The 12,617-nt window shown below is 56.7% G+C and carries 13 protein-coding genes; 6 read left to right on the top strand and 7 right to left on the bottom strand.

All coding sequences use genetic code 11. The annotated features are described in order from the left end of the window. Positions 1-18: 18 nt before the first annotated feature. The 4 genes from choX (at position 19) to RGW60_RS20425 (ending at position 3,585) form a co-directional block, all read left to right on the top strand. Positions 19-966 (top strand): choline ABC transporter substrate-binding protein, encoded by a 948-nt coding sequence (gene choX, locus RGW60_RS20440; RefSeq protein ID WP_322206295.1) that lies wholly within the window; start codon positions 19-21, stop codon positions 964-966. Between the two features lie 96 nt (positions 967-1,062). Beyond that, positions 1,063-1,950: a 3-keto-5-aminohexanoate cleavage protein gene (locus RGW60_RS20435; RefSeq protein WP_322206294.1), complete on the top strand. Its 888-nt coding sequence runs from the start codon at positions 1,063-1,065 to the stop codon at positions 1,948-1,950. A gap of 44 nt (positions 1,951-1,994) precedes the next feature. Beyond that, complete coding sequence (locus RGW60_RS20430) at positions 1,995-2,960, top strand: L-carnitine dehydrogenase (RefSeq protein ID WP_322206293.1); 966 nt, start codon at positions 1,995-1,997, stop codon at positions 2,958-2,960. 154 nt (positions 2,961-3,114) lie between these two features. Continuing rightward, positions 3,115-3,585 (top strand): thioesterase family protein, encoded by a 471-nt coding sequence (locus tag RGW60_RS20425; RefSeq protein WP_322206292.1) that lies wholly within the window; start codon positions 3,115-3,117, stop codon positions 3,583-3,585. Between the two features lie 53 nt (positions 3,586-3,638). Here the strand turns inward: RGW60_RS20425 and fba are convergent, their stop codons facing one another. From fba to tkt, 7 genes are all read right to left on the bottom strand, one after another. Continuing rightward, the gene (gene fba / locus RGW60_RS20420) at positions 3,639-4,703 is read right to left on the bottom strand and encodes a class II fructose-bisphosphate aldolase (protein WP_299828244.1); all 1,065 of its coding nucleotides are present in this window, start codon (positions 4,701-4,703) and stop codon (positions 3,639-3,641) included. A gap of 126 nt (positions 4,704-4,829) precedes the next feature. After that, the gene (locus RGW60_RS20415) at positions 4,830-5,156 is read right to left on the bottom strand and encodes an MliC family protein (protein WP_322206291.1); all 327 of its coding nucleotides are present in this window, start codon (positions 5,154-5,156) and stop codon (positions 4,830-4,832) included. Between the two features lie 53 nt (positions 5,157-5,209). Continuing rightward, positions 5,210-5,407 carry a hypothetical protein gene (locus RGW60_RS20410; protein WP_322206290.1) on the bottom strand — a complete coding sequence of 66 codons (198 nt, stop codon included), beginning with the start codon at positions 5,405-5,407 and terminating at the stop codon, positions 5,210-5,212. Positions 5,408-5,505: 98 nt separating this feature from the next. Next, positions 5,506-5,730 carry a hypothetical protein gene (locus tag RGW60_RS20405; RefSeq protein WP_322206289.1) on the bottom strand — a complete coding sequence of 75 codons (225 nt, stop codon included), beginning with the start codon at positions 5,728-5,730 and terminating at the stop codon, positions 5,506-5,508. A gap of 27 nt (positions 5,731-5,757) precedes the next feature. After that, entirely contained in the window at positions 5,758-6,921 is a 1,164-nt protein-coding gene (locus RGW60_RS20400) for a phosphoglycerate kinase (protein WP_322206288.1), read from the bottom strand. 15 nt (positions 6,922-6,936) lie between these two features. Beyond that, a complete protein-coding gene (epd, locus tag RGW60_RS20395) occupies positions 6,937-7,992 on the bottom strand; it encodes an erythrose-4-phosphate dehydrogenase (RefSeq protein ID WP_322206287.1) in 1,056 nt (351 codons plus the stop codon). A 142-nt stretch (positions 7,993-8,134) separates the two neighbouring features. Further along, positions 8,135-10,132 (bottom strand): transketolase, encoded by a 1,998-nt coding sequence (gene tkt / locus RGW60_RS20390; protein ID WP_322206286.1) that lies wholly within the window; start codon positions 10,130-10,132, stop codon positions 8,135-8,137. A gap of 244 nt (positions 10,133-10,376) precedes the next feature. Between tkt and RGW60_RS20385 the strand changes: the two genes are divergently transcribed. Both RGW60_RS20385 and metK read left to right on the top strand, forming a co-directional pair. Further along, on the top strand, positions 10,377-11,396 hold the full coding sequence (locus RGW60_RS20385) for a metalloregulator ArsR/SmtB family transcription factor (protein ID WP_322206285.1): 1,020 nt from the start codon (positions 10,377-10,379) through the stop codon (positions 11,394-11,396). Beyond that, on the top strand, positions 11,393-12,583 hold the full coding sequence (gene metK / locus RGW60_RS20380) for a methionine adenosyltransferase (RefSeq protein WP_322206284.1): 1,191 nt from the start codon (positions 11,393-11,395) through the stop codon (positions 12,581-12,583). The genes RGW60_RS20385 and metK overlap by 4 nt, the downstream gene beginning before the upstream one ends. Positions 12,584-12,617 lie beyond the last annotated feature (34 nt).

The raw sequence follows: 12,617 nt of genomic DNA, 5'->3' as shown, positions 1-12,617 counted from the left end.
TCTGCCGAGGAAACCACCATGAAACGACTGATTTGCACCTGCTTGCTGGCACTCACCAGCAGCACTTTCATTGCCGGCAGTGCACTCGCAGCGGATGCGGCTGAATGCCAAAACGTGCGTCTGGGCGTGGTCAATTGGACCGACGTTATGGCCACCAGCGCCATGACCCAAGTGTTACTCGACGGTCTGGGCTACAAAACCAAGCAGACCAGCGCATCGCAACAAATCATTTTTGCCGGCATCCGCGATCAGCGCCTGGACATGTTCCTGGGCTACTGGGATCCCCTGATGACCCAAACCATCAGCCCGTTCGTAAAAGCCAACCAACTTCGCGTACTACCTGAGCCGAGCCTTAAAGACGCCCGCGCTACCTTGGCCGTTCCGACTTATCTGGCCGAAAAGGGTCTGAAAACCTTCGCCGATATTGCTAAATTCAAGAAAGAACTGGGCGGCAAAATCTACGGCATCGAACCGGGTTCGGGCGCCAACACCCAGATCAAGGAAATGATCGCCAAGAACCAGTTTGGTCTTGGCGACTTCCAACTGGTTGAGTCCGGCGAAGCCGGGATGTTGTCGGCAGTAACCCGAGCAGTGAACCGCAACGAAGCTATTGTGTTCTTCGGCTGGGCGCCACACCCGATGAACGTCAATCAGAAAATGACCTACCTCACCGGCAGCGACAATGCGTTGGGGCCGAACGAAGGCGAGGCCAAAGTCTGGACCGTCACCGCGCCGGATTACGCTCAGCGATGCCCGAACGTCGAAAAGTTGCTGACCAACTTGACGTTCACCGCTGAAGAAGAGAGCCGGATGATGCAGCCGCTGTTGGACCATAAAGACGCTATAGCGTCGGCCAAACAATGGCTCAAAGATCACCCGCAAGACCTGCAACGTTGGCTTGCCGGGGTGAAAACTTTTGATGGCAAAGACGCTGCCACCAACCTGCAACTGACCAGCAATCCTTGATCTGATCGTGCATACCGATCCGCAGTCGCTTTCTCGGCTGCGGACGGGGCAACAACATCCCAAACTATTTAAAACCCGCCTGTAAGGAATTCTGAAATGAACCATGACGTCATCATCACCTGCGCACTCACCGGTGCTGGCGACACGACCGGGAGAAGCCACCTTGTCCCGATCACTCCGAAACAAATCGCTGCTGCTGCGGTTGAAGCTGCCAAAGCTGGCGCGACCGTGGTTCATTGCCATGTGCGCGATCCGGAAACCGGCAAATTCAGCCGCGACGTAGCGCTATACCGCGAAGTGATGGAGCGCATTCGCGAAGCCGACATCGACATCATCGTCAACCTCACGGCAGGCATGGGCGGTGACCTGGAGATCGGCGCGGGTGAAAACCCGATGGAGTTCGGCCCGAACACCGATTTAATTGGTCCACTGGCGCGCCTGGCCCACGTTGAAGCGCTGTTGCCGGAAATCTGCACCCTCGATTGCGGCACCCTTAACTTCGGCGATGGCGACACGATTTACGTCTCTACCCCAGCCCAATTGCGCGCTGGGGCCAAACGTATTCAAGAGCTGGGCGTGAAAGCCGAGCTGGAAATTTTCGACACCGGTCACTTGTGGTTCGCCAAGCAGATGATCAAAGAAGGTTTGCTGGATAACCCACTGTTTCAGCTGTGCCTGGGTATTCCATGGGGCGCACCGGCAGATACCACCACCATGAAAGCCATGGTCGATAACTTGCCGGAAAATGCGGTGTGGGCAGGTTTTGGAATTGGCCGCATGCAGATGCCGATGGCGGCCCAAGCGGTATTGCTTGGCGGCAACGTGCGGGTCGGCCTGGAAGACAACATCTGGCTGGATCGCGGCGTACTGGCCAGCAATGGCGCACTGGTTGAACGCGCCTCTGAAATCCTCAGCCGCCTGGGCGCTCGGGTCATGACCCCGGCTGAAGGCCGCATCAAAATGGGCCTGACCAAGCGCGGCTGATGCAATTCCCTGTACCGATGACATACAGCATTCAGGAACACACAATGACTTTTATTACCGACATCAAAACCTTCGCCGCCCTCGGCAGTGGCGTTATCGGCAGCGGCTGGGTTTCTCGCGCGTTGGCCCACGGCCTGGACGTTGTGGCTTGGGACCCGGCACCAGGCGCAGAAGCTGCTCTGCGTACACGCGTGGCCAATGCTTGGCCAGCGCTGGAGAAGAATGGCTTGGCCCAAGGCGCTTCGCAAGATCGCCTGCGCTTTGTCACGACCATCGAAGAATGTGTGTGCGATGCCGACTTCATTCAAGAAAGCGCGCCTGAGCGTCTGGACCTGAAACTTGAGCTGCACGCCAAAATCAGTGCCGCCGCCAAGCCCAACGCCCTGATCGGCTCCAGCACTTCAGGTCTGCTGCCGAGTGATTTCTACGAAGGCGCTACCCATCCTGAGCGCTGCGTGGTCGGTCACCCATTCAACCCGGTTTACTTGCTGCCACTGGTTGAAGTAGTCGGCGGCAAACATACCTCGCCTGAAGCTGTGCAAGCCGCTATCAGTATTTATAAATCATTAGGAATGCGTCCGTTGCACGTACGCAAGGAAGTCCCCGGCTTCATTGCCGACCGTTTACTGGAAGCGCTGTGGCGTGAAGCCTTGCACTTGGTCAATGACGGCGTTGCGACAACTGGCGAAATTGACGATGCGATCCGCTTCGGTGCTGGACTGCGCTGGTCCTTCATGGGTACGTTCCTGACTTACACGCTCGCTGGCGGTGACGCTGGCATGCGCCACTTCATGGCCCAATTCGGTCCGGCGTTGAAACTACCGTGGACCTATTTGCCCGCACCAGAACTGACCGACAAGCTGATTGATGATGTGGTTGATGGCACCACCGAACAGCTCGGCGAACACAGCATCGCGGCTCTTGAACGCTATCGCGATGACTGCCTGATGGCCGTGCTGGAGGCAGTGAAGACGACCAAGGCCAAGCATGGAATGGCATTCAGCGACTGATGCAGACTGGATAAATCTTCCGACATTGCACTAAACCTGTGGGGGTCGGCTTGCCGAGGAAGGCGGTGGACCAGGCGTCACTGAGTCAATCCATTCGCAGGCAAGCCTGCTCCTATAGGTTTTTGCTTTATTTAAGACTGATGGAATTTCCACCATGCCAGCACTTACCACCTACAAAACCCCGATCCTGGCCGACTGGGTCGATTACAACGGACATCTGCGTGATGCGTTTTATCTGTTGATTTTCAGCTACGCGACCGATGCCTTTATGGACCACCTGGGTTTGGACAGCGATAACCGAGAAACCAGCGGCCATTCGTTGTTCACACTGGAATGTCACCTGAACTACCTGCACGAAGTGAAACTGGGCGAAGAGGTAGAAGTGCGCACGCAAATCGTCGGTCATGACCGTAAACGCGTGCACCTCTACCACAGCCTGCACAAACCCGGCAGCGACGATGCACTGGCTGCCAATGAGCAAATGTTATTGCACGTCAACCTAGCAGGGCCACGCTCGGCGCCTTTCAGCGAATCAGCGCTGAGCACCTTGCACGCCATGACCAATGAACAACAAGACTTACCGACACCTATCTGGATTGGCCGCGTAATAGCCCTGCCCGCCTGACAAACGCCATAAAAAAACCCGCATCGCTGCGGGTTTTTTCAATCAACCGGAACTCAGTTGACCTTGGCTTTCAGCTCGCCAGCTGCGTAACGCTGGTACATTTTTTCCAGCGAAATTGGCTTGATTTTCGAGGCGTTGCCGGCGGTGCCGAACGCTTCATAACGAGCGATGCAGATGTCGCGCATGGCAATGATAGTCGCGCCAAAGAATTTACGCGGGTCAAATTCGCTCGGGTTGGTTGCCATCAAACGACGGATAGCGCCAGTAGAGGCCAAACGTAAGTCGGTGTCGATGTTGACCTTACGCACGCCGTACTTGATGCCTTCGACGATTTCTTCAACTGGTACGCCGTAGGTCTCTTTGATATCGCCGCCGTATTCGTTAATGATTTTTAGCCATTCCTGCGGCACTGAAGATGAACCGTGCATGACCAGGTGAGTGTTGGGAATACGCGCGTGAATCGCTTTGATCCGATCAATCGCCAAGGTGTCGCCGGTGGGCGGCTTGGTGAACTTGTACGCGCCGTGGCTGGTGCCGATAGCAATGGCCAGAGCATCGACCTGAGTCTTCTTCACGAAGTCAGCAGCTTCTTCCGGGTCGGTCAACAGTTGGCTGTGATCAAGCACGCCTTCTGCGCCTACACCGTCTTCTTCGCCAGCCATACCGGTTTCCAGAGAACCCAGGCAACCCAACTCGCCTTCAACCGAAACACCACAGGCGTGAGCCATGGCCACGGTTTGCTGTGTCACGCGTACGTTGTACTCGTAGTCAGTCGGGGTCTTGCCATCTTCGGCCAGGGAACCGTCCATCATCACTGAGCTGAAGCCCAGTTGAATGGAGCGCTGGCAGATGTCAGGGCTGGTACCGTGATCCTGGTGCATGACCACCGGGATATGCGGGAACTCTTCGATTGCCGCGAGAATCAAGTGACGCAGGAACGGAGCACCTGCATATTTACGTGCGCCGGCCGAAGCCTGAACGATCACCGGGGAATTGGTCTTGTCAGCCGCTTCCATAATGGCGCGCATCTGTTCCAGGTTGTTGACGTTGAAGGCGGGGACTCCGTAGCCGAATTCGGCTGCGTGGTCCAACATCTGGCGCATGCTGATAAGTGCCATATTAGATCTCTCTCCCGGTAGGGTCGTTAATTCGTGCGAGCCTGCCTGATCGGTGGCTGCGATTCAATTTTTTTGCGCATGTTACACGTAAGTGCGCTTACTCGGTCCTCAAGCAACAAGCCCTTTTTAAAGCGCCTTGCAACCGCGGCCAATCAAATCATTGGTGGCAACCCAGTAAACCAGGCCTTCATCACCTTTTATGTGAAACGCTAAAACTCCATCGCTGTAAAGCTCACCGGAAGAACCCGGCTCGGGCTTTAAACGATAGACCTTGTCGCTACCCAGTAGGCGAAGATCAATCTCAGTTTTTGCGCTGTCGGCATAACGCCATAGCAGCGCGGCCTTGCTATCACACACCCAATTGGTCCAAGTGTCCGATTCCGGCACTGTCGGGCTCATGCTGGCGCAACCGCCAAGCACTGCAAGTGTTACGAGGGCGAATAGGCCTTTCATACCGTCTCCTGGTCGCCCCATGAAGCCTGACAAGTGCCAGTCACTTCGGTCGATCAGGGGCAATTCTGTTCTTTATTGCGATCATCAGTGGGCTCACCCGTGGCTTGCGCCTCAACCCGCTGATCATTTTGAGTCGTTGGCACGTCAACCTTCGCCGGGACGAGTACCTCGCAGGCCCGGGAATGCGTGCCGGAACTCATACAACCGGCCAATAACATACAACTGAACAACGTGATGAAAGCAACTTTCATGGCGAAACTCCTTCTTCTAAAAAGTAATCACTCCTACAAAGACCACTGCCAATCACCAACGTTGCCAAACCCACCGTCAAACGTCCCAAAACAGGCGTTTAACGACATCCTGAAGCTGCCCCTTTAGACGCAACGTCGTATTTTTCCAAGGCCTCCTGCCCGCCACGCTTATAGATAATCGGAACGGTCTCCGCTTGCCAGCCCGACTGATAACAACTCATGTACAACACTTGAGGCACGACGGACACCTCATCGGCTTCCGGTGCGCCGGCACAGCCGGCCATCAGGCCGGTAATGATAAACAGCGGTAACCCTTTGACCATGTCACTGCCCTCTACCAAGCCTTTTTTTCAGCCCTTGGCACGTTGCTCCAACACTTCAACGGCGGGCAACACTTTACCTTCAACAAACTCAAGGAACGCACCGCCGCCCGTAGAAATGTAGGAGATTTGATCTGCTATGCCGTATTTATCGATGGCTGCCAGCGTGTCGCCGCCGCCCGCGATGGAGAATGCCGAACTCTCGGCAATCGCCTTGGCCAAAGTTTTGGTGCCTTCACCAAATTGATCGAATTCGAACACGCCCACTGGGCCGTTCCACAAAATGGTTTTGGAGGTTTTCAACAATTGAGCAAAGTGCGCGGCGGTTTGCGGGCCGATGTCGAGAATCATGTCGTCATCGGCCACATCTGCGACCAGCTTCACCGTCGCTACCGCGCTTTCAGCAAACTGCTTGGCGACTACTACGTCGGTCGGCAGGGGCACGCTGACCTTGGCAGCAATGGCACGCGCCGTGTCCAGCAAGTCTGGCTCATAGAGCGATTTACCCACGTTGTGCCCAGCCGCTGCGAGGAAGGTGTTGGCGATGCCACCACCGACGATCAATTGATTGCATATCGAGCTAAGGCTGTTGAGTACATCAAGCTTGGTGGAAACTTTGGAGCCAGCAACGATGGCAGCCATCGGCTGAGCTGGCGCGCTCAGGGCTTTGCCCAACGCATCCAGTTCGGCAGCCAACAACGGCCCGGCCACTGCCACTTTGGCAAACTTGGCGACGCCGTGGGTCGAACCTTCGGCGCGATGCGCGGTGCCGAAAGCGTCCATCACGAACACATCGCACAGAGCAGCGTATTTGTGCGCCAGCTCGTCGGTGTTTTTCTTCTCGCCCTTGTTGAAGCGCACGTTTTCGAACAGCACGATGTCGCCGGCCTTGATCTCGAAACCGTCCAGATAGTCGGCCACCAACGGCACTTCACGGCCCAAAGCTTTGCTCAGGTAGTCGGCAACCGGCTTGAGGCTGTTTTCCGCCGAGAACTCACCTTCGGTTGGACGGCCCAGATGCGAACAAACCATGACAGCCGCGCCTTTTTCCAGCGCCAACTTGATGGTCGGCAAAGAAGCCACGATTCGCGCGTCACTGGTTACCACGCCGTCTTTCAACGGGACATTGAGGTCTTCGCGGATCAATACACGCTTACCTTGCAGGTCGAGGTCGGTCATTTTCAACACGGTCATGAGGCAATCCCTGTTTTATTGTGGGTGATGCACGGCGTTCAGATAGTGATCGGCAACGTCGAGCATTCGATTGGCAAAACCCCACTCGTTATCGAACCAAGCCAGCAAGTTCACCAGCCGTGGGCCGGAAACGCGGGTCTGACTGGCATCGACAATGGCCGAGTGGGGGTCATGGTTGAAATCACAACTGGCATGCGGCAATTCGGTGTACGCCACCAGCCCTTTCAACGGGCCGCTGGTGGCGGCCTCACGCAGGATCCGGTTGATCTCGGCAGCATCGGTATCGCGCGCAACTTGCATCGTGATGTCGAGGCACGAGACGTTGACCGTCGGGACACGCACAGCTTTGGCCTGAATTCGCCCGGCAAGTTCCGGCAACAGCCGTTCAATGCCGCGTGCTAGACCAGTGGACACCGGAATAATCGACTGAAACGCCGAACGGGTGCGTCGCAGGTCTTCGTGGTGATACGCATCAATGACCGGCTGATCATTCATCGCCGAGTGAATCGTAGTGATCGTGATGTATTCCAACCCAAGGGCCTGGTCCAGCAAGCGCAGCAATGGCACGCTGCAATTGGTGGTGCAGGACGCCGCGGATACCAGCAATTCACTGCCGGTCAGCTTTTGCTGATTGATGCCATAGACGATGGTGGCGTCGACATCCGCTTCGCTGGCCATCGGTTGCGAGAACAGCACGCGGGGCGCACCGGCATCGAGAAAACGCTGGCCATCGGTGCGCGTGTGAAACGCGCCCGAGCATTCAAGTACCAGATCAACGCCCAACCCGGCCCAGTCGATGCCTTCCGGAATCGCGCTGCGCAGGACTTTGATACGGTGATCATTAATGTGCAGGTAGTCGCCTTCGACCCGCACGTCGCCGGGGAAGCGACCGTGGGTGGAATCGAAGCGCGTGAGGTATTCCACACTGGCCATGTCCGCCAGATCGTTGATCGCAACCACTTGAAAACCGGCTTTCGCCCCTCGCTCACACAGCGCACGCAAGACACAACGACCGATGCGGCCGTAGCCGTTTAAAGCAACTTTGTAGAGGCGTGGTTGTGGCTGAGGCATGGGGTTCTCACAGGCGGGTATTGGACCTGTGGGAGCAGGCTTGCCGGCGAATCAGACGACGCGGTAGATCTGGGTGACCCGCATCAAGCTATCGCAAACAAGCCTGCTCCCACAGGAGTGTGGCAGTGTCGTAAGACCGTAATTAGTCTTCCAACAGTTCTTCAGCCGTACTCAGGATGTTTTCCAGGGTGAAGCCGAACTCTTCAAACAAGAGGTTCGCAGGCGCCGACTCGCCGAAGGTAGTCATGCCGATGACACGACCTTCCAGGCCTACATATTTGTACCAGTAGTCTGCGTGAGCAGCTTCGATGGCAATACGCGCGCTGACTTGCAGCGGCAGCACGGTTTGCTTGTACATAGCGTCCTGAGCTTCGAAGACGCTGGTGCACGGCATGGACACCACGCGCACGTTGCGACCTTGTGCCGACAATTGATCATAAGCCAGTACCGCCAGACCCACCTCAGAACCGGTAGCAATCAGGATCAGCTCCGGCTCGCCGACGCAATCACGCAGCACGTAACCACCACGGGCGATGTCGGCCAGCTGGGTAGCGTTGCGCGATTGGTGCGTCAGGTTCTGGCGCGAGAAGATCATCGCCGACGGCCCATCGTTACGTTCGATAGCGTACTTCCAGGCCACTGCTGTTTCAACGGCATCGGCTGGGCGCCAAGTATCGAGGTTCGGCGTGGTGCGCAGGCTGGTCAACTGCTCGATTGGCTGGTGTGTCGGGCCGTCTTCGCCTAGACCGATAGAGTCGTGAGTAAACACATAGATCACGCGCTTCTTCATCAACGAAGACATACGCACCGCATTACGGGCATATTCCATGAAGATCAGAAAGGTTGCGCCATACGGAACAAAACCACCGTGTAACGCGATGCCATTCATCATGGCGCCCATGCCGAACTCGCGTACACCGTAATGCAGGTAATTGCCGTTGGCGTCTTCGCCAGTGATGCTCTTGCAGCCTTTCCAGATCGTCAGGTTGGAACCGGCCAGGTCAGCCGAACCGCCGAGGAACTCAGGCAGTAACGGGCCCATCGCGTTCAGTGCATTCTGGCTGGCTTTGCGGCTGGCGATGGTCTCGCCCTTGGCGTTGACTTCAGCGATATACGCAGCCGACTTCGAGGCAAAATCAGCCGGCAACTCACCGCTCATGCGGCGAATCAGTTCGTTGGCTAATTCAGGAAACTCACCCGCGTAGGCAGCGAACCGCTGGTCCCAGTCAGCCTCCACCGCCAAACCGGATTCTTTGGCACTCCATTCGGCATAGATGTCAGCCGGGATTTCGAAAGGACCGTAGTTCCATTTCAACGCGGCACGGGTCAAGGCGATTTCGTCGGCACCCAGTGGAGCACCGTGACAATCTTCCTTACCTTGCTTGTTCGGCGAACCAAAACCGATAGTGGTCTTGCAGCAGATCAGCGTTGGTTGGGCGCTTTTACGAGCGGTTTCGATAGCAACCTTGATTTCATCAGCATCGTGACCGTCGACATTTCGGATCACTTGCCAGTTGTAAGCCTCAAAACGTTTTGGGGTGTCGTCAGTGAACCAGCCTTCAACTTCGCCATCAATCGAAATGCCGTTGTCATCGTAGAACGCGATCAGCTTGCCCAAACCCAAGGTGCCAGCTAACGAGCTGACTTCATGGGAAATGCCTTCCATCATGCAGCCATCGCCCAGAAACACGTAGGTGTGGTGATCAACAATGTCATGGCCTGGGCGGTTGAACTGCTCGGCCAGCACTTTTTCGGCGAGGGCAAAACCGACGGCGTTAGCCAGCCCCTGGCCCAGTGGACCGGTGGTGGTTTCGACGCCTGGGGTGTAGCCATATTCGGGGTGGCCCGGCGTGCGACTGTGCAGTTGACGAAAATTCTTCAGGTCGTCAATCGACAAGTCATAACCGGTCAGGTGCAACAGCGAGTAAACCAGCATCGAACCGTGGCCGTTGGACATGATGAAGCGGTCACGGTCGGCGAACGACGGATTGCTCGGGTTGTGCTTGAGGAAGTCACGCCACAGCACCTCGGCGATATCCGCCATGCCCATAGGGGCACCGGGATGGCCGCTGTTGGCTTTTTGCACGGCATCCATGCTTAGGGCACGAATGGCATTGGCACGCTCACGACGGCTGGGCATCGCTGATCTCCTGGGGCTGAAAAGAATGGGATCTGAAAAAGGGGAGCATTTTCCCTCACGCACTGCTTGGGGGCAATCACAGAACGTGTTTTTCCTGCAATTCAAGCCTGCGGACTTGCTAACGGGCGCTCTTAAAAAGGGCGTGGCGCCGACGCCAGTCGTAAAACGCCACTTATCGACCAATATCAAAACTTTTTGATATTGCACTTGCGAGTCGACCAGTCGCTCTCTAGACTGCCGCCCTATGAACTTACGCGTGCCTGCCATTCGCCATGAATACAGTGACGACTTGGCCGCCTTGTGCAAAGCCGGGGGCGATCCGCTGCGACTCAATGTGCTGCGCGCCTTGGCCAACGATTCATTTGGCGTTTTAGAGTTGGCGCAAATTTTTGCCATCGGCCAATCCGGCATGAGCCACCATTTAAAGGTGCTGTCTCAAGCGGAACTGGTGGCGACGCGCCGCGAAGGCAATGCGATTTTTTACCGTCGCGCCCTGCCCCACGTAGGACTACCGGGCGGCCGGTTACATGCGGCGCTGCTCGACGAAGCCGATGATTTGACCTTGCCGGGCGACGTCCAGGCGCGTATCAGCCTGGTGCATCGGCAGCGAGCAGCCGCCAGCCAGGATTTTTTTGCCCGAATTGCGGAAAAGTTTCGCGCCCAGCAAGACTTGATCGCCGGTTTACCGCAATACCGCGAGAGCCTATTGTCGCTGCTGGACAAACTCAGCTTCGGCCCCGACGCAACGGCGGTGGAAGTGGGTCCCGGCGACGGTGGATTCTTGCCCGAGCTGGCACGGCGTTTTCGTCACGTCACTGCACTGGATAACAGTCCGGCAATGCTGGAGCTGGCCCGTCAGGTGTGCAAACGCGAAGCGCTGGGTAATGTCGAGTTGCAACTGGCCGACGCCTTGAGCGACGCCGATGTACGCGCCGATTGCGTGGTGCTGAATATGGTGCTGCACCATTTCGCCGCGCCAGCCGAAGCATTGAAACAGCTTGGTCGTTTGCTGCAACCAGGCGGTAGCTTATTAGTGACAGAGTTGTGTAGCCACAACCAGAGTTGGGCCAAGGAGGCCTGCGGCGATCTTTGGTTGGGTTTTGAACAGGATGATCTGGCCCGTTGGGCCATCGCTGCGGGACTTGTTCCCGGGGAAAGCCTCTATGTAGGCCTACGTAATGGTTTCCAGATTCAGGTTCGCCACTTTCAGCGACCCACTGGCGACACTCACAATCGGTACAATTCAGGAAACCCGTCCAGATGAGCGAATACTCCCTTTTCACCTCCGAATCCGTGTCTGAAGGGCATCCGGACAAAATTGCCGACCAGATTTCCGATGCGGTTCTGGACGCCATTATTGCCGAAGACAAGTTTGCCCGCGTGGCCTGCGAGACACTGGTGAAAACCGGCGTAGCAATCATCGCCGGTGAAGTGACCACATCTGCCTGGGTCGACCTCGAAGACATCGTGCGTAACGTAATCATCGATATTGGCTACAACAGTTCCGACGTCGGCTTTGACGGCGCGACCTGCGCGGTGATGAACATCATTGGCAAGCAATCGGTAGACATCGCCCAAGGCGTTGACCGCAGCAAGCCGGAAGATCAAGGCGCTGGAGATCAGGGCTTAATGTTTGGCTATGCCAGCAACGAGACCGACGTCTTGATGCCTGCGCCGATCACCTTCTCCCACGCGCTGGTCAAGCGTCAGGCCGAAGCCCGCAAATCCGGCCTGTTGCCATGGTTGCGTCCGGATGCCAAATCCCAGGTCACGTGCCGCTATGAGAACGGCAAGGTCGTGGGCATCGATGCCATCGTATTGTCGACCCAGCACAACCCTGAAGTGAGTTACAAAGACCTGCGTGAAGGCGTGATGGAACTGATCGTCAAACATGCGCTGCCCGCTCATTTGTTGCACAAAGACACCCAGTTCCACATCAACCCGACTGGCAACTTCATCATCGGTGGCCCGGTGGGCGACTGCGGCCTGACCGGTCGCAAGATCATCGTCGACACCTACGGCGGCATGGCCCGTCACGGCGGCGGCGCGTTCTCCGGCAAAGATCCATCGAAGGTTGACCGTTCCGCCGCCTACGCCGGTCGTTACGTGGCAAAAAACATCGTCGCCGCAGGCCTGGCTGAGCGCTGCGAAATTCAGGTGTCCTACGCCATCGGCGTCGCACAACCCACTTCAATCTCGTTGAACACTTTCGGAACCGGGAAGCTCTCCGATGACCTGATCATCAAGCTGGTTCGCGAGCACTTCGACCTGCGTCCTTACGCGATCACCACCATGCTTGACCTGCTGCACCCGATGTACCAAGCCACTGCTGCCTACGGTCACTTCGGCCGCACCCCGGTAGAAATGACTGTCGGTGATGACACTTTCACCGCTTTCACTTGGGAAAAAACCGACCGCGCCGACGGCCTGCGCGCTGCTGCTGGTTTGTAATACGCGTTAGCTTCAAATCGCCCAGTCGATGCAG

Source organism: Pseudomonas sp. AB6 (assembly GCF_034314105.1).
In the GTDB taxonomy this organism is placed as follows: Bacteria; Pseudomonadota; Gammaproteobacteria; order Pseudomonadales; family Pseudomonadaceae; genus Aquipseudomonas.
Note: the sequence above shows the minus strand (reverse complement) of the source record. Positions and strands in the feature narration are given on the sequence as shown.

What these genes read in the sequence shown, in the direction of transcription:
- choX (WP_322206295.1), top strand. Translation starts at nt 19, where the DNA reads ATGAAACGACTGATTTGCACCTGCTTGCTGGCACTCACCAGCAGCACT.
- RGW60_RS20435 (WP_322206294.1), top strand. Translation starts at nt 1,063, where the DNA reads ATGAACCATGACGTCATCATCACCTGCGCACTCACCGGTGCTGGCGAC.
- RGW60_RS20430 (WP_322206293.1), top strand. Translation starts at nt 1,995, where the DNA reads ATGACTTTTATTACCGACATCAAAACCTTCGCCGCCCTCGGCAGTGGC.
- RGW60_RS20425 (WP_322206292.1), top strand. Translation starts at nt 3,115, where the DNA reads ATGCCAGCACTTACCACCTACAAAACCCCGATCCTGGCCGACTGGGTC.
- fba (WP_299828244.1), bottom strand. Translation starts at nt 4,703, where the DNA reads ATGGCACTTATCAGCATGCGCCAGATGTTGGACCACGCAGCCGAATTC.
- RGW60_RS20415 (WP_322206291.1), bottom strand. Translation starts at nt 5,156, where the DNA reads ATGAAAGGCCTATTCGCCCTCGTAACACTTGCAGTGCTTGGCGGTTGC.
- RGW60_RS20410 (WP_322206290.1), bottom strand. Translation starts at nt 5,407, where the DNA reads ATGAAAGTTGCTTTCATCACGTTGTTCAGTTGTATGTTATTGGCCGGT.
- RGW60_RS20405 (WP_322206289.1), bottom strand. Translation starts at nt 5,730, where the DNA reads ATGGTCAAAGGGTTACCGCTGTTTATCATTACCGGCCTGATGGCCGGC.
- RGW60_RS20400 (WP_322206288.1), bottom strand. Translation starts at nt 6,921, where the DNA reads ATGACCGTGTTGAAAATGACCGACCTCGACCTGCAAGGTAAGCGTGTA.
- epd (WP_322206287.1), bottom strand. Translation starts at nt 7,992, where the DNA reads ATGCCTCAGCCACAACCACGCCTCTACAAAGTTGCTTTAAACGGCTAC.
- tkt (WP_322206286.1), bottom strand. Translation starts at nt 10,132, where the DNA reads ATGCCCAGCCGTCGTGAGCGTGCCAATGCCATTCGTGCCCTAAGCATG.
- RGW60_RS20385 (WP_322206285.1), top strand. Translation starts at nt 10,377, where the DNA reads ATGAACTTACGCGTGCCTGCCATTCGCCATGAATACAGTGACGACTTG.
- metK (WP_322206284.1), top strand. Translation starts at nt 11,393, where the DNA reads ATGAGCGAATACTCCCTTTTCACCTCCGAATCCGTGTCTGAAGGGCAT.